Source organism: Streptomyces collinus Tu 365 (genome assembly GCF_000444875.1).
In the GTDB taxonomy this organism is placed as follows: domain Bacteria; phylum Actinomycetota; class Actinomycetes; order Streptomycetales; family Streptomycetaceae; genus Streptomyces; species Streptomyces collinus_A.
Window position 1 is genome coordinate 4,402,914 of sequence record NC_021985.1, and the last position, 24,113, is coordinate 4,427,026.

Here is a 24,113-nt window from a genome sequence, read left to right on the forward strand (position 1 = left end):
GGTCATGAACCAGTGAGGCCTGTTGTTCTGTGGAGAAATCCACCTCTGTGGACAACTCCGAGACCCCTCCGAGTGAACCGAGGGGCTTCCGGTCGCGAGGTTCGGCCGCGGCTCGACCGCGAGTGATGATGCCGTGCAGCAGTGAGCGACGTTTCACGTGAAACACGATGCACAGCATCGGCGACCGGATCTCTGCGACACTCCGGGTTGCGTGGGTTCGGCAGCTTGTGTGGAGTACGTCTCGTCGCCGACACGCATCAGGAGCGGTGTGGGCTCCGGTTCAGCGACGGCGCCGCGCTCGGCCCGTACGGGCCGCCTTGGCCCGCTTGGCGGCGAAGCGCACACCGCCCGGACTCTCGCCCACCTCGACGCGCACCACCGTGGACGGGGGATCCACCACGCCGTCACCCACATGCAGGATCGACGTCGACACCGCGCCGAGCTTGCTGAGGGCGGTGGCCGCAGCCTTCAGCTCCTCCTCGGCGGTGTCACCCTTCAGCGCCAGCATCTCGCCGTAGGGACGCAGCAGCGGGATGCCCCAGGTGGCCAGGCGGTCCAGCGGCGCCACGGCACGGGCGGTCACCACATGGACCGGCGGCAGCTTGCCCATGACCTCCTCGGCCCGGCCCCGCACCACGGTGACGTGGCCCAGGCCCAGCAGCTCGACGACCTCCGTGAGGAAGGTGGTCCGCCGCAGCAGGGGCTCCAGCAAGGTGATGTTCAGGTCTTCACGGACCAGGGCCAGCGGAATGCCCGGCAGGCCGGCGCCCGAGCCGACGTCGCACACCGTCACCCCCTCGGGAACCGCCTCCGAGAGGACCGCGCAGTTCAGCAGGTGCCGCTCCCACAGCCGGGGCACTTCGCGCGGGCCGATCAGCCCACGCTGCACCCCCGCCTCGGCCAGCAGCTCCGCATAGCGAACCGCATCGGCGAAGCGCTCACCGAACACTTCCCGCGCCTGCTCGGGCGCGGGGGGAAGCTCCGCTGCCTCCGTCACGGGGACCGTCCTTCCGTACAGCGCCGGCGCTTCGCGCGCCGACCACCAGAACTACCAGGCTGACAAAATTCGGCCCCGCCTGCTCAACAGACGGGGCCGGTGAAACGGGGGGAGCCGATCAGGCGGGAAGCACGACGACGAAGCGCTGCGGCTCCTCGCCCTCGGACTCGCTGCGCAGTCCGGCCGCCTTGATCGCGTCGTGCACGACCTTGCGCTCGAACGGGGACATGGGCTTGAGCTTCATGGGCTCGCCCGAGCTCTTGACCTCGGCAGCGGCCTTGGCGCCCAGCTCGGACAGCTCGGCGCGCTTCTTGGCCCGGTAGCCCGCGATGTCCAGCATGAGCCGGCTGCGGTCCCCGGTCTCCCGGTGCACGGCCAGGCGCGTCAGCTCCTGGAGTGCCTCCAGCACCTCGCCGTCCCGGCCGACCAGCTTCTGCAGGTCACGGCCGCCGGTGTCGCTGATGATCGACACGGAGGCGCGATCGGCCTCGACGTCCATGTCGATGTCGCCGTCGAGGTCGGCGATGTCCAGCAGACCCTCCAGGTAGTCCGCCGCGATCTCGCCCTCCTGCTCGAGGCGGGTGAGGGTGTCTGCACCCTCGGCAGCGGCGGAGGTGGTGCCTTCCGTCACGGGATGGGCTCCTTCTTACTTCTTGGACGGGGACTTGGGCCGCTGCGGGCCACCCTTGCGCTGGCCGGACTGGGCCTTGCTGCGGGTGCCGGAGCCGGGCTTCTGGGACTGCTTGGGAGCAGCGGGCTTGTCGTCCTGCGGCTCGCCGACCTGCAGGTCGTCGGACTTCTCCAGCGAGGTGGTCGCAGGGGCGTCGCCGGGCTGCCTCGGCCCGGACTGGCGCTGGGACTTGCTCTGCCTCCTGGGCTGCTGGCGCCGTGCCGTCACGGTGGTGGCCGTGCCGTCCTCGGCCTGCACCACGGTCTGGCTCTCGCTCTTCGCCACGGTGCCGTCGGCGGCTGCGGCGAGGCCGGCCTTGGTCAGCGCGTTGATGAACTTGCGCTCGGACTCGTTGCGGTCGCGGCCCTTGGCGACGATCGCCTTGACGATGGTCTTCTCGCTGCGGCGGCGGACCTTGCCGTGGGTCGTCACGTGCTTGGTCAGGCGCTCCAGGTAGGCGGCCTGGGCCTTGGAACCCGGGGTCGGGTTGTTGTGGATCACGTACATCTGCTGGCCCATGGTCCACACGTTGGTGGTCAGCCAGTAGACGAGGACACCGACCGGGAAGTTGATGCCGAAGACGGCGAACATGATCGGGAAGACGTACATCAGCATCTTCTGCTGCTGCATGAACGGGGTCTTCACGGTGGTGTCGACGTTCTTCGTCATCAGCTGGCGCTGCGTGTAGAACTGCGACGCCGACATCATGACGATCATGATCACCGTCACGACGCGGACGTCGGTGACCGAGGCGCCCAGGTCGTGGATGGTGGCGGCGCTGTCCTTGAACTTCGCGGCCAGCGGGGCCCCGAAGATGTGCGCCTTACGCGCGCTCTCCAGCAGCTGGTCGTTGATGACGCCGATGGTCTGGCCCGAGGCGATGCCGTTGAGCACGTGGTACAGGGCGAAGAAGAACGGGGACTGCGCCAGGATGGGAAGGCACGAGGAGAGCGGGTTGGTGCCCGACTCCTTGTACAGCTTCATCATCTCTTCGGACTGACGCTGCTTGTCGTTCTTGTAGCGCTCCTGGATCTTCTTCATCTCGGGCTGGAGCGTCTGCATCGCCCGGGTTGCCTTGATCTGCTTCACGAAGAGCGGGATCAGGCAGATGCGGATCAGGATCACCAGGGACACGATGGACAGGCCCCAGGCCCATCCGGTGTCAGGGCCGAAGATGGCGCCGTACACCGTGTGGAACTGGACGATGACCCAGGAGACAGGTGTCGTGATGAAGCTGAAGAGGCTGGCAATCGTGTCCACTAATCATGCTCCTTGGGCATGGGGCGAGGTCTCTGCGGCCGGGCTCGAGGGGTGATCGGAGATCGTCTTGTCCTCGAGGGCCGGTTCGGCGGCGGAGGTCCCGCCCTTGCGTGCGCGCCATGCGTCGCGCAGCAGTTCGTGCCACCGCGGGCGCTTGCGCGGCGGGACATGGTCCACACCGCCGAGCGACCACGGGTTGCACCGGAGGATGCGCCAGGCGGTGAGTGCCGTTCCCTTGATCGCACCGTGCCGGTCGATGGCCGTGTAGCCGTAATGAGAGCACGACGGGTAGTACTTGCACACCGGCCCCAGCAGGGGACTGATCGTCCACTGGTACAGCTTGATCAGAGCCAGTAGCGGGTACTTCATCGCGCGCCCCCTCCCAGCAGCCGCTGAACGGCGGCGTCCAGGTCTCGGGCCAGCTGTGCGTGGTCTGCGTCGCCCGCTCCGGGCAGCGCTCGTACGACTACCAGGCTACCGGGGGGGAACAGGGCGACTCGGTCACGCATCAGATGGCGCAGTCTGCGCTTCACTTGGTTGCGCACGACCGCGCCACCCACGGCCTTGCTCACGACGAAACCCGCACGCGTCGGGGGAGCGCTCTCCCCAGGCGCGTGCGGGTCCGTGGCACCGCTTCGAAGGTGGACGACGAGGGTCGGGCGGCCTGCCCGGCGCCCCCGTCGTACCGCGGTCGCGAAGTCCTCGCGCCGCCTCAGCCGATGCTCGGTAGGCAGCACGACGTCACGACCTGATCAGATCAGGCGGACAGGCTGGCGCGACCCTTGCTGCGACGGTTCGCGAGAATCGCGCGGCCGGCACGGGTGCGCATCCGCAGGCGGAAGCCGTGGGTCTTCGCGCGACGACGGTTGTTCGGCTGGAAGGTGCGCTTGCTCACTCGGGGGCTCCAGAAAAGAATCGGTGGTGGCGGGGTGCCGTCCTGGCTGTCACCGTGCGCCCACGAGTAGCTCGCGTCACGCCCGAGTGCACCGCTTCCCGATCACCTGAAGTGATCTGTGCCCATCGGAGGCAGGCGGCAGCAGCCATCGACAACTCGACCTGGTTACGGTACGCGCGGCTACGCCATCCGGTCAAACCGAGAGCGGCGGAGGGACACTGTCCACAGGCTGGGGACAACAACTTGAACCGTAGCGGCCACGCTGACTACCGTGGCTGAACTCCGATTCGTTCCTTTATCCCCGGCCGACCTGATTTACATCCCGACCCGTCCGCGAACCACACGTTCGTGGGACCTGCTGAGAGAGCGTGCCCTGTGGCTGACGTACCTGCCGATCTTGCCGCAGTGTGGCCACGAGTACTGGACCAGCTCCTCGGTGAGGGCCGCGGGCAGGGCGTCGAGGCGAAGGACGAGCACTGGATCCGGCGCTGCCAGCCGCTGGCGCTGGTCGCGGACACCGCTCTCCTCGCCGTGCCGAACGAATTCGCGAAGAACGTGCTGGAGGGCCGTCTCGCGCCGGTCGTGAGCGAGACCCTGAGCCGCGAGTGCGGCCGCCCCATCCGCATCGCGATCACCGTGGACGACTCCGCGGGCGAGCCGCCGGCCCCGCAGCCGTCCCCCGGCCAGCCGCAGCGCTACGAGGAGCCGGAGCCCCCCTCCGCGTACGAGGGCTACGGCCGGCACCGCGCCCCCGAACCGCCGCCGGGCGGCGAGCCGGGTCCCCGCGGCGAGCAGATGCCGACCGCCCGTCCCGCGTATCCGTCCGAGTACCAGCGCCCCGAGCCCGGCGCCTGGCCGCGGTCGGGGCAGGACGACTACGGCTGGCAGCAGCAGCGCCTCGGCTTCCCCGAGCGCGACCCCTACGCCTCGCCGTCGCAGGAGTCCTACGGCTCCTCCGGCCAGGACTCCTACGGCGCGCCGTCCCAGGACTACCGCCCGCAGAGCGTGGACCGTCCGTCGTACGAGCCGAAGCGCGGCGACTACGACGCCCCGCACCCCGACTACGACCGTCCGGAGCGCTCCGACTACAGGCGCCAGGACCGGTCCGACTACGACCGCCAGGAACGGCCGGACTACGACCGTCCCGACCGGTCCGACTACGACCGTCCCGACCGGTCCGACTACAGCGTTCCGCGCGCCGAGTACGACCAGCGCGACCCGGTCCGCCGTGAGCTGCCCGACGCACCGGGCGGCGCCGGACCCGCGCACCGGGGCGGCCCCGGCCGTCCCGACCTGCCGCCGGCCGGCGGAAGCGGTGCGCCCGGTCCGCTGGCGGCGAAGCCCGCCCCGGCGAGCGGCCCCGGTGAGCCGACCGCCCGGCTGAACCCGAAGTACCTCTTCGACACCTTCGTCATCGGTGCCTCCAACCGGTTCGCGCACGCGGCCGCGGTCGCGGTCGCCGAGGCACCCGCGAAGGCGTACAACCCCCTGTTCATCTACGGGGAGTCGGGGCTCGGCAAGACCCATCTGCTGCACGCGATCGGGCACTACGCGCGCAGCCTCTACCCGGGCACGCGGGTGCGGTACGTCAGCTCGGAGGAGTTCACCAACGAGTTCATCAACTCCATCCGCGACGGCAAGGGCGACAGCTTCCGCAAGCGCTACCGCGAGATGGACATCCTGCTCGTCGACGACATCCAGTTCCTCGCGGACAAGGAGTCGACGCAGGAGGAGTTCTTCCACACCTTCAACACGCTCCACAACGCCAACAAGCAGATCGTGCTGTCCTCCGACCGGCCGCCCAAGCAGCTGGTGACGCTGGAGGACCGGCTGCGCAACCGCTTCGAGTGGGGCCTGATCACGGACGTCCAGCCGCCCGAGCTGGAGACGCGTATCGCGATCCTGCGCAAGAAGGCGGTGCAGGAACAGCTCAACGCCCCGCCGGAGGTACTGGAGTTCATCGCCTCGCGGATCTCGCGGAACATCCGTGAGCTGGAGGGCGCGCTGATCCGGGTGACGGCGTTCGCGTCGCTCAACCGGCAGCCGGTGGACCTGGGTCTGACGGAGATCGTGCTGAAGGACCTGATCCCGGGCGGCGAGGACTCGGCGCCGGAGATCACGGCGACGGCCATCATGGGGGCGACCGCCGACTACTTCGGCCTCACGGTCGAGGACCTGTGCGGAACCTCGCGCGGCCGGGCGCTGGTGACGGCGCGCCAGATCGCCATGTACCTCTGCCGTGAGCTGACGGACCTCTCGCTGCCCAAGATCGGGGCGCAGTTCGGCGGCCGCGACCACACGACGGTGATGCACGCGGACCGCAAGATCCGCGCGCTGATGGCCGAGCGGCGCTCGATCTACAACCAGGTCACGGAACTCACCAACCGCATCAAGAACGGCTGACAGAGGCGTACGACAGCGTCCGAGGGCGCCCCGGGATCTCCTCCCGGGGCGCCCTCAGGCGTTTCCGCCGGGTGCCCTCAGGCGTCTCGGCCGGCGCTGCCGGGTCCTGGAGACGCCCCTGGGCGCCGCCGGTGCGCACCCGGAACGCCTGCCGCGGGCGCCGCGAGGCCGCCGCGGGGACGCCCTCCTGCCGCCTCGCGGGGGCTGCGGGCACCCTCGCACCCCCTCCCACACCCTGTGGACCGTCTCCCGTCCGACATCCTGTGTTCGATTAGCCGCCGGGTTACGGCCTCCCTCCACAGATTCGGTGACTTTCTCGCGTCCACATCCTGGGGACCGCCAAGTTGTCCCGAGCCGCGTCCACAGGCAGCCTGGGGAGTCGATGTCCACGCAGGTCAGCACCCTGTGGATTCGTGGACGAACGATCTCCACAGGCTGTGGACGAACCCGGGTTCCACAGCCTGTGCACGAAGTTGTCCACGGGTAGCCCACAGGCTGGGGCCGGTTGTCCCCAGCGATCGGCCGCTTCTCCACATGGCTGTCCACTGTTCGGCAACCCGAAGCCCCCGGTCACCGCGTCGAGTGAAAGCCGTCACACGAAGGTGCCGGATTGGGGTGTGGGAAACGTGGGTAAACCTGGGGACACAGCTGGGGAGAACTGCGCCCTGGCTGTGGGCGGTGTGTGCAGAACTTTCTGTTCTCCACAGAGACCCCTGGTTTTCCACCGCCTCCGCCCACAGGGCCAGTGGACAAAATTGTGGGTGTGACCTGGGAAAACGAGGTTATCCACGGTATCCACAGGCCCTACTACTACTCCCGACTAGAGAGAGCTGGGAATCCGTTTCGAAGCGGGGCCTGTGCACAACTCGCCCTCTCGAGCCCGGCTGCCCCTCGGAGCGACTTGACCCCGACAGGCACCTACTGTCAGTGCGGTGCGTCAGACTGGTCCCCGGCGTCCTTCCCGTCGTGGTGGGCCGGGACGCCGAGTCGGAGGACTCAGTAGCAACAGCAGGAGGCGGCTTACGGTGAAGATCCGGGTGGAACGCGACGTACTCGCGGAGGCAGTGGCCTGGGCGGCACGCAGCCTCCCGGCCCGTCCGCCGGCGCCTGTCCTCGCCGGGCTGCTGCTGAAGGCCGAGGACGGCCAGCTGAGCCTGTCGAGCTTCGACTACGAGGTGTCAGCGCGGGTCAGCGTCGAGGCGGAGGTCGAGGAGGACGGCACCGTGCTCGTCTCCGGCCGGCTCCTCGCCGACATCTCCCGCGCCCTCCCCAACCGCCCGGTGGAGATCTCCACAGACGGTGTACGGGCGACCGTGGTCTGCGGCTCCTCGCGCTTCACCCTCCACACCCTGCCGGTGGAGGAGTACCCGAGCCTGCCGCAGATGCCGAACGCCACGGGCACCGTCCCCGGCGAGGTCTTCGCGTCCGCCGTCTCCCAGGTGGCCATCGCCGCCGGCCGTGACGACACGCTGCCCGTGCTGACCGGTGTGCGCATCGAGATCGAGGGCGACACGGTCACCCTGGCCTCCACCGACCGCTACCGCTTCGCGGTCCGCGAGTTCCTGTGGAAGCCGGAGAACCCGGACGTCTCCGCGGTCGCCCTGGTGCCCGCCAAGACGCTCCAGGACACGGCCAAGGCCCTGACCAGCGGCGACAGCGTCATCCTGGCGCTGTCCGGGTCGGGCGCCGGCGAGGGCCTCATCGGTTTCGAGGGCGCGGGCCGCCGTACGACCACGCGTCTGCTCGAGGGCGACCTGCCGAAGTACCGCACGCTGTTCCCGACCGAGTTCAACTCCGTCGCCGTGATCGAGACCGCCCCCTTCGTGGAGGCCGTCAAGCGTGTGGCCCTGGTCGCCGAGCGCAACACCCCGGTGCGGCTGAGCTTCGAGCAGGGTGTGCTGATCCTGGAGGCCGGCTCCAGCGACGACGCACAGGCTGTGGAAAGGGTCGACGCCCAGCTCGACGGCGACGACATCTCGATCGCCTTCAACCCGACCTTCCTGCTGGACGGTCTGAGCGCGATCGACTCCCCCGTGGCCCAGCTCTCGTTCACCACGTCCACTAAGCCCGCGCTGCTCAGCGGCAAGCCGGCCCTGGACGCGGAGGCCGACGATGCCTACAAGTACCTGATCATGCCGGTGCGGCTGAGCGGCTGAGCCGCCGGCGGCCGTCCACAGGCCGGTGGAGAAGTCCCCCGGCCTGTGGAAGAACCCGCAGGTGAGGGGCTACGCATGAGCGCGTATGCCCACAGCTGTGCATGAGCGTCCGGGTTTAGGCTCGGCACGGCACGAAGGTGCCTCTCACGCCACACAGCGACCTAAGGAAAACAACTGATGGAGCTCGGTCTCGTCGGCCTCGGCAAGATGGGCGGCAACATGCGCGAGCGGATTCGCCGCGCGGGCCACACCGTCATCGGGTACGACCGCAACGCGGACGTCGCGGATGTCCACAGCCTGGAAGAGCTTGTGGGCAAGCTCAGCGGCCCGCGCGTCGTCTGGGTGATGGTCCCGGCCGGTGAGCCCACCCAGTCGACCGTCGACCGGCTGGCCGAGCTGCTGGAGCCCGGTGACGTGGTCGTGGACGGCGGCAACTCCCGCTGGACGGACGACGAGCGGCACGCCGAGGAACTGGCGGCCAAGGGCATAGGCTTCGTCGACTGCGGCGTCTCCGGCGGCGTCTGGGGCCTGGAGAACGGGTACGCGCTGATGTACGGCGGCGACGCGGAGAACGTCGCCAAGGTGCAGCCGGTCTTCGACGCGCTCAAGCCGGAGGGCGACTTCGGCGCCGTGCACGCCGGCAAGGTCGGCGCGGGCCACTTCGCGAAGATGGTCCACAACGGCATCGAGTACGCGATGATGCAGGCCTACGCCGAGGGCTGGGAGCTGCTGGAGAAGGTCGACTCCGTGGAGAACGTCCGCGAGGTCTTCCGCTCCTGGCAGGAGGGCACGGTCATCCGCTCCTGGCTGCTCGACCTCGCGGTCAACGCGCTCGACGACGACGAGCACCTGGCGGGCCTGCGCGGTTACGCACAGGACTCCGGTGAGGGACGCTGGACGGTGGAGGCCGCCATCGACAACGCGGTGCCGCTGCCCGCGATCACCGCGTCGCTGTTCGCGCGGTTCGCCTCCCGCCAGGAGGACTCGCCGCAGATGAAGATGATCGCCGCGCTGCGCAACCAGTTCGGCGGCCACGCCGTAGAGAAGAAGTAATCCACAGGGTCGCACCGCGATCCACAACCCTGGGGGAGGTCGGCGGACGACCATGCACGTGACGCATCTTTCGCTGGCCGACTTCCGCTCGTACGCCCGGGTCGAGGTGCCGCTCGACCCGGGCGTCACCGCCTTCGTCGGACCCAACGGCCAGGGCAAGACCAACCTGGTCGAGGCGGTGGGCTACCTCGCCACCCTCGGCAGCCACCGGGTCTCCTCCGACGCCCCCCTGGTCCGCATGGGAGCCGAGCGGGCCGTCATCCGGGCCCAGGTCAGACAGGGCGAGCGGCAGCAGCTCGTCGAGCTGGAGCTGAACCCCGGCCGGGCCAACCGCGCCCGCATCAACCGGTCCTCGCAGGTCAGGCCGCGGGACGTGCTGGGGATCGTACGGACCGTGCTGTTCGCGCCGGAGGATCTCGCGCTGGTCAAGGGTGACCCCGGGGAGCGGCGCCGGTTCCTTGACGAGCTGATCACCGCGCGCTCCCCGCGCATGGCGGGCGTGCGCTCCGACTACGAGCGGGTGCTCAAGCAGCGCAACACGCTGCTGAAGTCCGCCGCCCTCGCGCGCCGGCACGGCGGGCGCTCCATGGACCTGTCCACGCTCGACGTGTGGGACCAGCACCTCGCGCGCGCGGGCGCCGAGCTGCTCGCCCAGCGGCTCGATCTCGTCGCCGCGCTGCAGCCGCTGGCCGACAAGGCCTACGAGCAGCTGGCGCCCGGCGGCGGGCCCGTCGTGCTGGAGTACAAGCCGTCCGCGCCAGGGGAGGCGCACACCCGCGAGGACCTCTACGCCCAGCTCATGGCCGCTCTCGCGGAGGCCCGCAAGCAGGAGATCGACCGCGGAGTCACCCTCGTGGGGCCCCACCGCGACGACCTGGTGCTGCGCCTCGGCCAGCTGCCCGCCAAGGGCTACGCCTCGCACGGCGAGTCCTGGTCCTACGCGCTGGCGTTGCGCCTGGCCTCCTACGACCTGCTGCGCGCCGAGGGCAACGAGCCGGTGCTGGTCCTGGACGACGTCTTCGCCGAGCTGGACGCCCGCCGCCGCGAGCGGCTGGCCGAGCTGGTCGCGCCCGGCGAGCAGGTGCTGGTCACCGCCGCCGTGGACGACGACGTACCGCATGTGCTGGTCGGCGCCCGGTACGCGGTGGCCGACGGAACGGTGGAGCGCGTATGAGCACCGACGAGCCCAAGCCCCGCAAGGACCCGGAGCCCTCCGGCGTCGACCTCGCGCGCGTGGCGTTGCGCGCGGCGAAGGAGCAGGCACGCGCGCGGGGGGACGCGGCACGGCAGAAGAAGCAGGCGCGGCGCGGTGGCGGTCTGCGCTCCGGCGCGCGCGCCGACGGCCGCGACCCCATGGCGCTGGGGTCCGCGATCAACCGGCTGATCAACGAGCGTGGCTGGGAGGCGCCGGCGGCGGTGGGCGGCGTGATGGGCCGCTGGCCGCAGATCGTCGGCGAGGACCTGGCCAAGCACTGCGTGCCGCAGCGGTACGACGAGGACGAGCGGGTGCTGTCCGTGAGCTGTGACTCGACGGCCTGGGCGACTCAGCTGCGGCTGCTCGCCCCGACGCTGGTCGCCCGGCTCAACGAGGACCTGGGCCACGGCACGGTCCGGATGATCAAGGTGAACGGTCCCGGCGGCCCGGCCCGCCGTTACGGCCCGCTGCGGGCCCCCGGAAGCACCGGTCCCGGCGACACCTACGGGTGACGTACCTCACGTTCCGCGGTGGGCGGGGCGTCTCTTCCGCATGCCTGTCCACAGGTGTGGATCACCACCGGACCACCACCGGATCGCCATCCGACCCCCCGGTAGCCAAGGGTTGACGGCTCAAAGCGCTGAGTGCCGCTGTGAGCCCCTTGGAGCCCCCTTCCGTATATCGGGACCCGGCCGAGGCCGGTTCAGGGCGGCACATGAGGACTCAGGTACCGGCAAACCCCCATCACTGTCGGCGCTACCGGTAGACTGGAAGCCAATCCCGCCCCATCGTGGGGACCGCCCGGGAAAAGCTGAGCAACGCTGATCAAGGCTTACCAACGCAACATGCCGCAGCCGCTCCGGCAACCTGCCGACGAGCCCGGCTCGTGCTGTGCCAGAAAGGGCGCTTCGTGGCCGATTCCGGCAACCCCAACGAGAACATCCCGTCCACCGACGCCGGCGTGAACGGCGCGGCCGAAGACTCCGGCCCGGTCGCCGCTTCTTACGACGCCAGCGCCATCACCGTGCTCGAAGGGCTGGACGCGGTCCGCAAGCGACCCGGTATGTACATCGGCTCCACCGGTGAACGCGGCCTGCACCACCTGGTGTACGAGGTCGTCGACAACTCGGTCGACGAGGCGCTGGCCGGCTACGCGGACACCATCGACGTGACGATCCTCGCCGACGGCGGCGTGCGCGTCGTCGACAACGGCCGCGGCATCCCGGTGGGCATCGTGCCCTCCGAGGGCAAGCCGGCCGTCGAGGTCGTGCTGACCGTGCTGCACGCGGGCGGCAAGTTCGGCGGCGGCGGTTACGCGGTCTCCGGCGGTCTGCACGGCGTGGGCGTGTCCGTCGTGAACGCCCTGTCGTCCAAGGTCTCCGTCGAGGTCAGGACCGACGGGCACCGCTGGACCCAGGACTACAAGATGGGCGTCCCCACTGCGCCGCTGGCCAAGCACGAGGCCATCGAGCAGACGGGCACGTCGGTCACCTTCTGGGCCGACCCGGAGATCTTCGAGACCACCGAGTACTCCTTCGAGACGCTGTCGCGGCGCTTCCAGGAGATGGCGTTCCTCAACAAGGGCCTCACGATCAGGCTCACCGACGAGCGCGAGTCGGCGAAGGCCACCGCCGGGGCGGACGAGGCGGGTGCGGACGAGAAGGACGAGGTCAAGACCGTCACGTACCACTACGAGGGCGGCATCGTCGACTTCGTGAAGTACCTCAACTCCCGCAAGGGGGACGTGGTCCACCCCACCGTCATCGACCTGGAGGCGGAGGACAGGGACAAGAGCCTGTCCCTCGAGGTCGCGATGCAGTGGAACAGCGGCTACAGCGAGGGCGTCTACTCGTTCGCGAACATCATCCACACCCACGAGGGCGGTACCCACGAAGAGGGTTTCCGCGCCGCGCTGACGTCGCTGATCAACAAGTACGCCCGCGACAAGAAGCTGCTGCGCGAGAAGGACGACAATCTCACCGGTGACGACATCCGCGAGGGCCTGACCGCGATCATCTCGGTCAAGCTGAGCGAGCCGCAGTTCGAGGGCCAGACGAAGACCAAGCTGGGCAACACGGAGGCCAAGACCTTCGTGCAGAAGGCGGTCTACGAGCACCTCAACGACTGGCTGGACCGCAACCCGGTCGAGGCGGCGGACATCATCCGCAAGGGCATCCAGGCGGCCACCGCGCGCGTGGCGGCCCGCAAGGCCCGCGACCTGACCCGCCGCAAGGGCCTGCTGGAGTCGGCGTCCCTGCCGGGCAAGCTGTCCGACTGCCAGTCGAACGACCCGACCAAGTGCGAGATCTTCATCGTCGAGGGTGACTCCGCCGGCGGCTCGGCCAAGTCCGGCCGCAACCCGCAGTACCAGGCGATCCTCCCGATCCGCGGCAAGATCCTCAACGTCGAGAAGGCCAGGATCGACAAGATCCTGCAGAACCAGGAGATCCAGGCGCTGATCTCCGCGTTCGGCACCGGCGTGCACGAGGACTTCGACATCGAGAAGCTCCGCTATCACAAGATCATCCTGATGGCGGACGCCGACGTCGACGGACAGCACATCAGCACCCTGCTGCTGACCTTCCTGTTCCGCTTCATGCGGCCGCTGGTCGAGGCCGGGCACGTGTACCTCTCCCGTCCCCCGCTGTACAAGATCAAGTGGGGCCGCGACGACGTCGAGTACGCGTACTCGGACCGCGAGCGCGACGCGCTGATCGAGATGGGCCGGCAGCGCGGCAAGCGCGTCCGCGAGGACTCGATCCAGCGCTTCAAGGGCCTCGGCGAGATGAACGCCGAGGAGCTGCGCGTCACCACGATGGACCAGGAGCACCGCGTCCTCGGCCAGGTCACCCTGGACGACGCCGCCCAGGCCGACGACCTGTTCTCGGTCCTCATGGGCGAGGACGTCGAGGCCCGCCGCGCGTTCATCCAGCGCAACGCCAAGGACGTCCGCTTCCTCGACATCTGAGTCGGTCTCAGCTGACCGCACCAGGAAGGATCTTCACCAGCAATGGCCGACGAGAACACTCCGGAAACCCCTGAGACCGAGGGCGGCGAGCTCGCGATGCGCGTCGAGCCCGTCGGGCTCGAGACGGAGATGCAGCGCTCGTACCTGGACTACGCGATGTCCGTCATCGTGTCCCGTGCGCTGCCCGACGTCCGGGACGGTCTCAAGCCCGTCCACCGCCGCGTGCTGTACGCGATGTACGACGGCGGCTACCGCCCCGAGCGCGGCTTCTACAAGTGCGCCCGTGTCGTCGGCGACGTCATGGGCAACTACCACCCGCACGGCGACTCCTCGATCTACGACGCGCTGGTCCGCCTCGCGCAGCCGTGGTCGATGCGGATGCCGCTGGTGGACTCCAACGGCAACTTCGGCTCCCCGGGCAACGACCCGGCGGCGGCGATGCGCTACACCGAGTGCAAGATGGCGCCGCTGTCGATGGAGATGGTCCGCGACATCGACGAGGAGACCGTCGACTTCACGGACAACTACGACGGCCGCTCCCAGGAGCCGACCGTCCTGCCGGCCCGCTTCCCGAACCTGCTGATCAACGGCTCGGCCGGCATCGCGGTCGGCATGGCGACCAACATCCCGCCGCACAACCTGCGCGAGGTCGCGGCGGGCGCCCAGTGGTACCTGGAGAACCCCGAGGTCTCCCACGAGGAGCTGCTGGACGCGCTCATGGAGCGCATCAAGGGCCCGGACTTCCCGACCGGCGCGCTGGTGGTGGGCCGCAAGGGCATCGAGGAGGCGTACCGCACCGGCCGCGGCTCCATCACGATGCGCGCGGTGGTCGAGGTCGAGGAGATCCAGGGCCGCCAGTGCCTGGTGGTCACCGAGCTGCCGTACCAGACCAACCCGGACAACCTGGCGCAGAAGATCGCCGACCTGGTCAAGGACGGGAAGATCGGCGGCATCGCCGACGTCCGCGACGAGACCTCCTCGCGCACCGGTCAGCGCCTGGTCATCGTGCTGAAGCGGGACGCGGTCGCCAAGGTCGTGCTGAACAACCTGTACAAGCACACCGACCTGCAGACGAACTTCGGCGCCAACATGCTGGCGCTGGTCGACGGCGTGCCGCGCACGCTGTCCCTGGACGCGTTCATCCGGCACTGGGTGACGCACCAGATCGAGGTCATCGTCCGCCGTACGCGGTTCCGGCTGCGCAAGGCGGAGGAGCGCGCCCACATCCTGCGCGGTCTGCTGAAGGCCCTGGACGCCATCGACGAGGTCATCGCGCTGATCAGGCGCAGTGAGACCGTCGACGTGGCGCGCACGGGCCTGATGGGCCTGCTGGAGATCGACGAGATCCAGGCCAACGCCATCCTCGAGATGCAGCTGCGCCGGCTGGCCGCCCTGGAGCGCCAGAAGATCGTCCAGGAGCACGACGAACTCCAGACGAAGATCAACGAGTACAACCAGATCCTCGCCTCGCCGGTCCGTCAGCGCGGGATCGTCAGCGAGGAGCTGGCGGCGATCGTCGAGAAGTTCGGCGACGACCGCAAGACCAAGCTGATCCCGTACGAGGGCGACATGTCCATCGAGGACCTGATCGCCGAGGAGGACATCGTCGTCACCGTCTCGCGCGGCGGTTACGTCAAGCGGACCAAGACGGACGACTACCGGGCGCAGAAGCGCGGCGGCAAGGGCGTGCGCGGCACGAAGCTGAAGGAAGACGACATCGTCGACCACTTCTTCGTCTCCACCACGCACCACTGGCTGCTGTTCTTCACGAACAAGGGCCGGGTGTACCGGGCGAAGGCGTACGAGCTGCCCGAGGCCGGGCGCGAGGCGCGCGGCCAGCACGTGGCGAACCTGCTCGCCTTCCAGCCGGACGAGGCGATCGCCGAGATCCTCGCGATCCGCGACTACGAGGCGGTGCCGTACCTGGTCCTGGCGACCAAGTCCGGTCTGGTCAAGAAGACGCCTCTGAAGGATTACGATTCGCCCCGCTCCGGCGGTGTCATCGCGATCAACCTGCGCGAGCGGGAGGACGGAACCGATGACGAACTGATCGGTGCCGAACTGGTCTCGGCCGACGACGATCTGCTTCTGATCAGCAAGAAGGCCCAGTCGATCCGCTTCACCGCGACGGACGACGCCCTGCGCCCGATGGGCCGTGCCACCTCGGGTGTCAAGGGGATGAGTTTCCGCGAGGGCGACGAGCTTCTCTCGATGAATGTCGTCCGACCCGGTACGTTCGTGTTCACTGCGACGGACGGTGGGTACGCGAAGCGGACCGCCGTCGACGAGTACCGCGTCCAGGGTCGCGGCGGCCTCGGCATCAAGGCCGCCAAGATCGTGGAGGACCGTGGTTCGCTCGTCGGCGCGCTGGTGGTCGAGGAGCACGACGAGATCCTCGCCATCACCCTGTCCGGCGGTGTGATTCGTACGCGAGTCAGCGAGGTCAGGGAGACGGGCCGTGACACCATGGGCGTCCAACTGATCAACCTGGGCAAGCGCGATGCCGTGGTCGGTATCGCACGTAACGCCGAGGCGGGACGCGAGGCGGAGGAGGTCGACGGCGAGGCCGTCGACGAGACCGCCGAGGGTGCCGCGACCACCGGCACGGACGAGGGTGAGGCGCCCTCGGCCGAGTAGCACGAGGAGAGAGTCATCGTGAGCGGAGCCACGGGCGCCGGATCGGCCGGTACCTCCAGGGGTACGGGAGCGGACGGCGGCGGCCGTGGCTCCGCCACGAACGGGGTGGGGGCGGCGGACCCGCACACCACCCAGCTGAGGCCGGTCAAGGCGGCCGCGCCGGACGCGTCGGCGTCCGGCACGCACGGAGCGCAGGGGGTAGCTGTGACGGACACCCGAGGCGGGCAGACCGGTTCGGCCTCGCCACTGCCCGGCGAGCGCAAGCCCGAGCAGCCCGACGGGCCCTACCACCCGCCGCAGGCCTACCCGGCGCAGGCGGGCGCGCCCACCGGCACCGTGCGCCGGCCGCGCACCGGCGCGCGTACCGCGCCGCGCACCCGCAAGGCCCGGCTGCGGGTCGCCAAGGCCGACCCGTGGTCGGTCATGAAGGTCAGCTTCCTGCTCTCCATCGCGCTGGGCATCTGCACGATCGTCGCGTCGGCGGTGCTCTGGATGGTCATGGACGCGATGGGCGTGTTCTCGACGGTCGGCGGCACCATCTCGGAGGCGACCGGCTCGAACGAGGCCAACGGCTTCGACCTGCAGGCCTTCCTCTCCCTCCCGCACGTCCTGATGTTCTCGACGATCATCGCGGTCATCGACGTCGTCCTCGCGACGGCGCTGGCCACGCTCGGCTCGTTCATCTACAACCTCTCCGCCGGCTTCGTGGGCGGCATCGAGCTGACGCTGGCCGAGGACGAGTGACCCACTCGCCGGGCCCACCGGCAGCCCCCCGACAACCGATTTTGGGACTTCCCCGGTCGTGCGCTAATCTTCAGGAGTCAGCGCGCGGGACACACACCGCAGAGCGCGGCGGGGCTATAGCTCAGTTGGTTAGAGCGCATCCCTGATAAGGATGAGGCCACAGGTTCAAATCCTGTTAGCCCCACCAGCACGAAGACCCCCGGCCGGTATCGGTCGGGGGTCTTCGGCGTTTGTCGGTGTCCGCGCAGCCGGCAGCAGTCCCCTTCCGCCCGCCGCCGCGGTCAGGCGGTGGCCGGGGTCAGGGGACGGGGGGACGGGCCGTGGGGTCCCGGGGGTGAGAAGAGGTCCTGCGCGCCGAGGAGGCGCAGCAGCCGGTCGGTCGCCGCGCCGGAACGCCGGATGACCACGGTCTTGCCGCGGCTCAGGGCCCGCAGGCGCAGTTCCATCAGGACGGTGAGGCCGGCGCAGTCGCAGAAGGCGAGCTCGCTCAGGTCCAGGTCGAGGCCGGTGGTGGAAGCGGTGAGCGCCTCGCCGAGCGGGCCCCGGAGCCGGTTGCCCGAGACGAGGTCGAGTTCGCCGCGCACGGTGACCCGCACCCGGTCGCCGCTCGTCGCGTACGACGTGACCGCCCGGCCCGGGGCAAGGTGCTTCGCGGCGGCGTGTCCACGCGTGCAGGGCACGCCCGGCGCGGTGCGGGTCCGTGCCGGGTGGGAAGGGTGCTGCATGGCTCACTCCCGATGTGCTCGCCGTCGTCCGTCTCCACGTTCCCGCACCAGGGGAACGTACGTCAACATATACACGAATCCTTGTACGTGCTTTTGAATGCGCGCATGTCTTTTCAGTAGACTCGGAGCATGGATGAGGTGCCCGAGCCGCACAGCGGATGGACGTTCCTGACGAACCACGCCCGCGTCCTCGCGGCCATCGCGGAGAACCAGAGCGCGCGCGTGCGGGACATCGCCGCCCGCTGCCGTCTCACCGAACGCGCCGTGCAGAAGATCATCGCCGACCTGGAACAGGCCGGCTACCTCTCGCACACCCGCCAGGGCCGCGGCAACACGTACGAGATCGACCCCGCCAGGATCCTGCGGCACCCGACCGAGGCCGGCCAGGGACTCACGGTGGCCGCGCTCCTCGCCCTGCTCGTCCGGGACGAGGACCACCGCGCGATGCCGTACGGCGAGCACACCGACAGGCCCGCGCCCGCGTCGGCGTCCGGCTGACGTTCCGCCAAGCCCTGGGCGCTCGCGCACGAGTTCGCGTGGGGCCCGCAACCCTCCTGGTGGCCTGGTGGCCGCCGTACCGCGGGCGGCGTGCGCCGACGGCGGCTGCCCGACGGATCTCACGGCCGCGGGGTACGCGAAGGCCCGACCGCTGGCGACGGGGGATGCACCAGCGATCGGGCCATGGCCAAGGGTAACAAGGTTGCGCGGGCTGGGGGAGCCAACCGGCTTGTTGCTCACGGTAGTTGGCCGATCTTGGCCGGTCAGTGCGGGCACGGCGGGTCGTACGACAGACGGGGCAGGTACTCGTGCCACCGCTGCGGGGTCAGGACCCCCCTGGTGACCGAGCAGATGTGCCGGATGGCCGTGTCGGCGTCCAGGCGCCACAGCCGCACCGTGTCGGCGCCGCTCGACACCCCGAGCACATGGCTGCCGGGGCTGAAGGCCAGGAAGTTGCCGGTCTTGGCGTAGGGGCTCATCGACTGGCCGATGGGAGTGGCCGAGTCGGGCCGGGTCACGTCCCACAGCCGGACCGTGTTGTCGTTGCCGCCGCTCGCCAGCGTGTTCCCCGACTCGCTGAACGTCAGGGACGTGACCGCCTCCGTGTGCCCGGTGAGCGGCGCTCCCAGCACCGTCGGCGCGCCCGGGTCGGTGACGTCCCAGAGCCGTACGGTGTCGTCGTCGCTGCCGCTGGCCAGGGTGTGGCCGTCGGGGCTGTAGGCGAGCGCGTTGACCGGGCCGGTGTGCTGGGTGAGCATGGGGCCGGTACGGGTGGCGTGGCCGGGGTCGGCGACGTCCCACAGCCGGATGGTGCTGTCCGCGCTGCCGCTGGCCAGCGTGCGCCCGTCCGGGCTGAAGGCGAGGGAGTCGACGAAGCCCCGGTGGCCGGTGAGCGGCTTGCCGAGTGGGACGGTGCGCGCGGGGTCGCTGACGTTCCACAGCTGGATGGTGCGGTCGTCGTAGGCGGTGGCCAGGGTGCGTCCGTCGGGGCTGTAGGCCATCGAGTCGGGGCCGGCGAAGCGGGTGCGCAGGGTCAGCGGGGCCCTGGCCCGGACCGGGCGGGCCGGGTCGCGGACGTTCCACAGGTACAGCGACCCGTTCCCGGTCCGTACGGCGAGGGTGCGGCCGTCCGGGGAGAACGCCATCGACCGCTGGAAGCCGTCCGTCGCCATGAACGGCTTGCCCAGGGACACCGGCCGGCCGGGCGCGGCCACGTCGTACAGCCGGATCCTGCCGTCGCGCGCCGCCGTGGCCAGCACCTTGCCGTCCGGCCGGAACGCACCGCTGCGGCCGATCATGTCCTGCGTCGGGACCGACCAGAGGCGCACCTTGCTGTCCCCGCTGCCGGTGGCCAGGGTGCGGCCGTCGGGGCTGAACCCGAGCGCGTACATCTCACCGCTGCTGCCCGCGAGCGGCTCCCCGACCTGTGAGGGGGACGACGGGTCGGTGACGCTCCACAGACTGGCGGTGCTGTCCGCGCTGGCGGCGGCGAGCCGGCCGCCGTCGGGGCTGAAGGCCACCGACCAGATGGGCCCGGTGTGCCCGGTGAGCGGGGAACCGAGGGCCTTCGCGCGCGCCGGGTCGGCGACGTCCCACAGCCGGATCGTGTCGTCGGCGCTGCCGCTGGCCAGGGTGTGGCCGTCGGGGCTGAAGGCCACCGAGTGGACGAGGTCGGTGTGGCCGGTCAGCACCTTCGGCAGGGGCTTGGGGCGGCGCGGGTCGGCCGTGTTCCACAGCCGGATCGTGTTGTCGTCGCCGCCCGCCGCGAGCGTGCGCCCGTCGGGGCTGAACGCCACGCAGCGCACCGGCGCGGTGTGCCCGCCGAGCCTGCCGAGCGGGGCGGCCCGGCGCGGGTCGGCCACGTTCCACAGCCGTACGGTGCGGTCCTCGCTCGCGGAGGCCAGGGTGCGGCCGTCCGGACTGAAGGCGACCAGGTAGATCGTGCCCGTGTGGCCGGTGAGCGGCCGTCCCAGCGGGGTGGGGCGGGCGGGGTCGCTGACGTCCCACAGCCGGATCGTGCCGTCGTCGCCGGCGCTGGCCAGGGTGTGGCCGTCCGGGCTGAAGACCGCGCTGCTCACCCAGCTGGTGTGCCCGGTCAGGGGCTTGCCCAGGGGCCTGGGGCGGGCGGGGTCCGCGACGTTCCACAGGCGGACGGTCCGGTCGTAGCTGGCCGTGGCGAGGGTCTTGCCGTCGGGGCTGAAGGAGGTGAGGTAGACGGCTCCGGTGTGGCCGAGCATCGGGGTGGCCAGGGGCGCGTTCACGATCGAGATCAGCCTGCTGAACGTCCCCTCGTCGCCGGGTCGCAGCCGGTGGGCCACCAGGTCGAGCTGCGCGGCCAGCGACGGATCCGTGTGCTGCACGCGGTCCGCCTCGGCCAGCACCTGCTCGAACACGGCGTCGTCCCGCTGCTGCCACGCCACCACCGCCGAACCCGCGGCGAGCACCGCGAGCACGACCAGGGCGGCCACGGCGGCCCGGCTGATCAGGACCGTGCGCCGGCGCAGCCGGACCGAGGCGGCCAGGAACTGCACGGCGCCGCGCGTGAGATAGGTGTCCCCGGCGGACTTCGCCCAGGTACGGGCCTGCTCGAGTCGGGAGCCGCGGTAGAGCAGCGAGCTGTCCCGCTCCGACGCCTCCCACGCGCGGCCGTCCTCCTCCAGGCGCTGGCGCAGCAGGTGGTCCCCGCGGTCCTCGTCGATCCAGTGGCGCAGCCGCGGCCAGGCGTGCAGGAGCGCCTCGTGGGTGATCTCCACGGTCTCCGCGTCGAGCGTCACCAGCCGGGCGCGCACCAGCGCCTCCAGCGACTCCTCCGTCTTGCCGGGGTCGGCCGACTCCTGCGCGAGCTGGCGGCGGCTGCCGCGGCGGCGGGTGGCCTGGGTGTCCTCGCCCAGCCGGACGAGCCGCAGCAGGAGCAGCCGGGCGGCCGAGCGTGCGGCCGGGTCGAGGCTGGACCAGGCGCGCTCGGCGGTCGCCGCCACCGCGCCCTGGATACCGCCCGCCGCGCGGTAGCCGGCCAGTGTCAGCCGGCCCGCCTTGCGGCGCTGCCAGGTGGCGAGCAGGGCGTGGGAGAGGAGCGGGAGCACTCCGGCGTCGTGCGCTCCGCGCGGGCCGTCGGCGCTCACCTCGCGCACGATCAGTTCGGCGAGCCCCGGTTCCAGCTCAAGGCCGACGGCCTTGGCGGGGCCGGTCACCGCCTCGCGCAGCTCCGCCGTGGTCAGCGGGCCGAGCACCATGTGGCGGTGCTGGAGGGCGTCGGCCAGTTCCGGGTAGCCGAGGCACTGCTCGTAGAAGTCGGCGCGGACGCCGAGGACCACGAGGGCGGGGGCGGGGCCGGGCGAGTCGGCCGCCGGGGTGCAGGCGGCGCGCAGGAACTGCAGGAACGTCCGGCGGCCGGCTTCGTCGGTGCAGAGGGTGAACGTCTCCTCGAACTGGTCGACGATGATCACCGGACGGGTGGCCGGGGAGCCGGCGTCCGGCTGGGAGGCCGGGGCGGGGGCCGTGCCGGGGGCCGGCTGCGGGGCCGTGCCGGGGGCCGGCGTGGGAGCCGGATATGAGGTCGGGGCCTCGGAGGCGGGCTCCGGGGACGGGACCCGGGTGGCCTCCGGCGCCGGCGCCGGGGCCTCTGGCAGGGGGGACGGGGCCGGTTCCGGGGGCACGTCGGGGCCGGGGGCGGTGTCCGGGCGCGCTTCCGGCGCCATTCCCGGCTCACGGTCCGGTGCTGTGCTCGGCTCACGGTCCGGTGCCGCTTCCGGCTCACGGTCCGTCGCCGTGTCGTCCGGCGGGCGGTGGTGCGCGCGGGAGGACGTCTCCCGGTGCGCCCAGGCCGTGACCGCCTCCCGCACCGCGCGGGCGAAGTGAGGTGCGTCGGCGCCCGGTGCGGCGGGGTGCCGCGCGGCCTCCTCCTCGGCCCCGCGTGCCGCCGAGGCCAGGTCGGCGAGCTCCGGTATGCGGCGGGTCAGCTCGCCGAGCGGATCGGCGCCCGGCACGAGCTGGAGCACGGCGCCCGGCCGCTCCCCGCCGTCCCCCGGCAGGCCGTCCTCCAGGGCACCGCCCCGCAGCGCGGGCACCAGACCGGCGTTCAGCAGGGACGACTTCCCCGCGCCCGAGGCGCCGACGAGCATGATCAGACCGCCCGTCTTCTCCGCGGCCCGCAACTGGGCCACCAGGGCCTCCGTGCTCCGCTCGCGCCCGAAGAACCAGCGGGCGTCCTCCTGGCGGTAGGGCGCCAGGCCCCGGTACGGGCACACGCCGGCGGCGACCGGCGGGGCCGGGCCCGTCGCCCCCCGGTCCTCCTCGGCGGGCGCCGCCGGGCGGTCGGCGGCCGGCCCTGCCAGAGCCTGTTCCCACAGGCGCTGCCACTGGACGAGGTCGTACAGACCGGCGGAGACGGGAACGGGCCTGGCCCTGCGCGCCTCGGGGATCAGGATCTGCAGGACGGCCGCGAGGGCGGCGAACTGGGCCGGCACGTTCTTCGCCCGCCGCCAGTCGCTGATGCGCTGGGCGGACACCCGCACGGGCCGTCCGCGCTCGTCCACCCGCTGGAGCCGGACGACCGACTCCGACACGCTTTTCAGGGGAGGGTTGCCCGCCTCCTTGTAGAGCAGCGCGAGGCGCTCCGCGAAGACCGTACGTGCCCCTGAGTCGGAACCCAAGGCCCCACCCCTTACTTCCCCCCGCGTCTGGACGTCCGGACCGGAAAACTCACCCTATACGGCTGACCTGCGGCGAAGCCCTCGTCCGGAGACCGGTACCTCCTCGCCGGGGGCGACAAATGGCAGGATCACGACCCGGTAGCCGGTCCATCACGCACCGTCCGGACAGGCCACCGGGCCCGCACCCGCCGGACACCGCTCCGGGCGCCGAACGTTCTCGGTCAACTTCGTCCGGGAAGCGCCCAGGGCCACGAGAACCCCCACGACCCGAAGTTCACCGACCCGAACTCCGCCCGACTTCCCGCCCGATCCGAGGTCCCCACGGCCCCGGAACGCACCCTGGGCCAGGCCCCCACGGCCGCCACGGCCCCCGAGGTCCCGAGGTCCCCACGGCCCCGGAGATCCCGAAGACAGCACGGACGCCGCACTCCCCGGACCCGATTCGCGCAGGCACGACGAAAAGCGCGGATCGACGTCACCCGCTCCGTCCGGCACCGGTCCCCACGAGGGGAGGGACCGGTGCCGGACGGGCAGGTGCGGGCGCGCCGTGCGGACAGCGGAGCGGGAGGGCAGGAGCCCCTGCGGAGCACCTGCCCTGTGAGACCGGTGCGTCAGTCCGTCCACCCCGCCGCCCGGGCGGCGGCGACGGCGCTCTCTTCGGCCGCGTCGGCGGCCGTGTTCAGGACGGCGTCCCGGCCCCGGGCCGTACCGCCCGCCGCGGCGGCGGCCGCCTGGGACGCGGTCAGCGCGGCCCGGAGGGCGGGCGAGGCGCCGGTGTCCCCGCGTGCCGCGGCCACCTGGGCCGCCAGGGCCGCCGCCGCGGCCGCGTTCCGGGCGCAGCGGGCGTCCGCCGCCGGATCAGGGGCGCTGCGGGCCAGCGCTTCGAGCGAGCCGGAGGCCAGCCGCAGCGCGCCGGCCGCCCGGCCGACGGGGCTCGTCGGCACCGGCTGGGCCGCTTCCGGCTCGATCCCGCAGTGACGGCAGGTGGCGGCGGCACGGTCGTACGCGCTGCGCGCCCGCCCGGCATGGGCCCTTCTCAGCTCCGCCGCCGACGGCGCGGTTCCTGCCCGCCTCTCCTCGCGTCCGCTCATCCTCGGTCTCCCTCGGCCTCGGGGCACCGTCCCGGCGGGTCCGGGACCGGGCGCGGGCAGGGTGCCACGCCGGTCGTGAGGAGGCCAGACGTGTGTGCGGGGCGGGTGCTATCCGGTGGTCGGCCGATCGCTGGAGATCTGACGGTCAGTCAGTTATGGTTCGCGCGCC

At 71.0% G+C, this 24,113-nt stretch carries 18 protein-coding genes and 1 tRNA gene; 10 read left to right on the top strand and 9 right to left on the bottom strand.

Annotation, left to right across the window (positions count from 1 at the left end):
* Nucleotides 1-280: 280 nt before the first annotated feature.
* The 6 genes from rsmG to rpmH form a co-directional block, all read right to left on the bottom strand.
* Nucleotides 281-997, bottom strand: coding sequence for a 16S rRNA (guanine(527)-N(7))-methyltransferase RsmG (gene rsmG / locus B446_RS19205; protein WP_020941101.1), 717 nt, complete (start codon nucleotides 995-997; stop codon nucleotides 281-283).
* 118 nt (nucleotides 998-1,115) lie between these two features.
* Nucleotides 1,116-1,628, bottom strand: a complete 513-nt coding sequence (locus B446_RS19210; RefSeq protein ID WP_020941102.1) for a protein jag — start codon at nucleotides 1,626-1,628, stop codon at nucleotides 1,116-1,118.
* Nucleotides 1,629-1,643: 15 nt separating this feature from the next.
* A complete protein-coding gene (gene yidC / locus B446_RS19215) occupies nucleotides 1,644-2,927 on the bottom strand; it encodes a membrane protein insertase YidC (protein ID WP_020941103.1) in 1,284 nt (427 codons plus the stop codon).
* 3 nt (nucleotides 2,928-2,930) lie between these two features.
* On the bottom strand, nucleotides 2,931-3,296 hold the full coding sequence (yidD, locus tag B446_RS19220) for a membrane protein insertion efficiency factor YidD (RefSeq protein WP_020941104.1): 366 nt from the start codon (nucleotides 3,294-3,296) through the stop codon (nucleotides 2,931-2,933).
* Nucleotides 3,293-3,664 (bottom strand): ribonuclease P protein component, encoded by a 372-nt coding sequence (rnpA, locus tag B446_RS37170; protein ID WP_020941105.1) that lies wholly within the window; start codon nucleotides 3,662-3,664, stop codon nucleotides 3,293-3,295. The genes yidD and rnpA overlap by 4 nt, the downstream gene beginning before the upstream one ends.
* A gap of 20 nt (nucleotides 3,665-3,684) precedes the next feature.
* Nucleotides 3,685-3,822 (bottom strand): 50S ribosomal protein L34, encoded by a 138-nt coding sequence (gene rpmH, locus B446_RS19230; protein WP_005482975.1) that lies wholly within the window; start codon nucleotides 3,820-3,822, stop codon nucleotides 3,685-3,687.
* A 375-nt stretch (nucleotides 3,823-4,197) separates the two neighbouring features.
* Between rpmH and dnaA the strand changes: the two genes are divergently transcribed.
* The 9 genes from dnaA to B446_RS19275 all read left to right on the top strand — a co-directional run bounded on the left by dnaA (nucleotide 4,198) and on the right by B446_RS19275 (nucleotide 17,165).
* Nucleotides 4,198-6,225, top strand: a complete 2,028-nt coding sequence (dnaA, locus tag B446_RS19235) for a chromosomal replication initiator protein DnaA (protein ID WP_043475996.1) — start codon at nucleotides 4,198-4,200, stop codon at nucleotides 6,223-6,225.
* A 1,025-nt stretch (nucleotides 6,226-7,250) separates the two neighbouring features.
* Nucleotides 7,251-8,381, top strand: a complete 1,131-nt coding sequence (dnaN, locus tag B446_RS19240; protein ID WP_020941107.1) for a DNA polymerase III subunit beta — start codon at nucleotides 7,251-7,253, stop codon at nucleotides 8,379-8,381.
* A gap of 177 nt (nucleotides 8,382-8,558) precedes the next feature.
* Complete coding sequence (gene gnd, locus B446_RS19245) at nucleotides 8,559-9,434, top strand: phosphogluconate dehydrogenase (NAD(+)-dependent, decarboxylating) (protein ID WP_020941108.1); 876 nt, start codon at nucleotides 8,559-8,561, stop codon at nucleotides 9,432-9,434.
* 52 nt (nucleotides 9,435-9,486) lie between these two features.
* Nucleotides 9,487-10,608, top strand: coding sequence for a DNA replication/repair protein RecF (gene recF, locus B446_RS19250; RefSeq protein ID WP_020941109.1), 1,122 nt, complete (start codon nucleotides 9,487-9,489; stop codon nucleotides 10,606-10,608).
* On the top strand, nucleotides 10,605-11,141 hold the full coding sequence (locus B446_RS19255) for a DUF721 domain-containing protein (protein WP_020941110.1): 537 nt from the start codon (nucleotides 10,605-10,607) through the stop codon (nucleotides 11,139-11,141). The genes recF and B446_RS19255 overlap by 4 nt, the downstream gene beginning before the upstream one ends.
* Nucleotides 11,142-11,515: 374 nt before the next feature.
* Nucleotides 11,516-13,597: a DNA topoisomerase (ATP-hydrolyzing) subunit B gene (gene gyrB, locus B446_RS19260; protein WP_043475999.1), complete on the top strand. Its 2,082-nt coding sequence runs from the start codon at nucleotides 11,516-11,518 to the stop codon at nucleotides 13,595-13,597.
* Between the two features lie 42 nt (nucleotides 13,598-13,639).
* Nucleotides 13,640-16,234, top strand: coding sequence for a DNA gyrase subunit A (gene gyrA / locus B446_RS19265; protein ID WP_020941112.1), 2,595 nt, complete (start codon nucleotides 13,640-13,642; stop codon nucleotides 16,232-16,234).
* A gap of 18 nt (nucleotides 16,235-16,252) precedes the next feature.
* Nucleotides 16,253-16,978 carry a DUF3566 domain-containing protein gene (locus B446_RS19270; RefSeq protein ID WP_043476002.1) on the top strand — a complete coding sequence of 242 codons (726 nt, stop codon included), beginning with the start codon at nucleotides 16,253-16,255 and terminating at the stop codon, nucleotides 16,976-16,978.
* 110 nt (nucleotides 16,979-17,088) lie between these two features.
* A tRNA-Ile gene (locus B446_RS19275) sits at nucleotides 17,089-17,165 on the top strand.
* Between the two features lie 94 nt (nucleotides 17,166-17,259).
* Here B446_RS19275 and B446_RS19280 read toward each other — a convergent pair.
* A complete protein-coding gene (locus B446_RS19280) occupies nucleotides 17,260-17,703 on the bottom strand; it encodes an STAS domain-containing protein (protein WP_020941114.1) in 444 nt (147 codons plus the stop codon).
* A gap of 129 nt (nucleotides 17,704-17,832) precedes the next feature.
* Between B446_RS19280 and B446_RS19285 the strand changes: the two genes are divergently transcribed.
* Complete coding sequence (locus B446_RS19285; RefSeq protein ID WP_020941115.1) at nucleotides 17,833-18,201, top strand: helix-turn-helix transcriptional regulator; 369 nt, start codon at nucleotides 17,833-17,835, stop codon at nucleotides 18,199-18,201.
* A gap of 263 nt (nucleotides 18,202-18,464) precedes the next feature.
* Here B446_RS19285 and B446_RS19290 read toward each other — a convergent pair whose 3' ends face one another.
* Together B446_RS19290 and B446_RS36140 are read right to left on the bottom strand one after the other, a co-directional pair.
* On the bottom strand, nucleotides 18,465-22,853 hold the full coding sequence (locus B446_RS19290) for a hypothetical protein (protein WP_020941116.1): 4,389 nt from the start codon (nucleotides 22,851-22,853) through the stop codon (nucleotides 18,465-18,467).
* 611 nt (nucleotides 22,854-23,464) lie between these two features.
* Nucleotides 23,465-23,944 (bottom strand): hypothetical protein, encoded by a 480-nt coding sequence (locus B446_RS36140; protein WP_148305736.1) that lies wholly within the window; start codon nucleotides 23,942-23,944, stop codon nucleotides 23,465-23,467.
* Nucleotides 23,945-24,113 lie beyond the last annotated feature (169 nt).

Bases quoted from the DNA above. Each gene is read 5' to 3' on its own strand.
- gnd (WP_020941108.1), top strand. From the start codon at position 8,559: ATGGAGCTCGGTCTCGTCGGCCTCGGCAAGATGGGCGGCAACATGCGC.
- gyrA (WP_020941112.1), top strand. From the start codon at position 13,640: ATGGCCGACGAGAACACTCCGGAAACCCCTGAGACCGAGGGCGGCGAG.
- yidD (WP_020941104.1), bottom strand. From the start codon at position 3,296: ATGAAGTACCCGCTACTGGCTCTGATCAAGCTGTACCAGTGGACGATC.
- B446_RS19285 (WP_020941115.1), top strand. From the start codon at position 17,833: ATGGATGAGGTGCCCGAGCCGCACAGCGGATGGACGTTCCTGACGAAC.
- recF (WP_020941109.1), top strand. From the start codon at position 9,487: ATGCACGTGACGCATCTTTCGCTGGCCGACTTCCGCTCGTACGCCCGG.
- B446_RS19280 (WP_020941114.1), bottom strand. From the start codon at position 17,703: ATGCAGCACCCTTCCCACCCGGCACGGACCCGCACCGCGCCGGGCGTG.
- B446_RS19255 (WP_020941110.1), top strand. From the start codon at position 10,605: ATGAGCACCGACGAGCCCAAGCCCCGCAAGGACCCGGAGCCCTCCGGC.
- B446_RS36140 (WP_148305736.1), bottom strand. From the start codon at position 23,944: ATGAGCGGACGCGAGGAGAGGCGGGCAGGAACCGCGCCGTCGGCGGCG.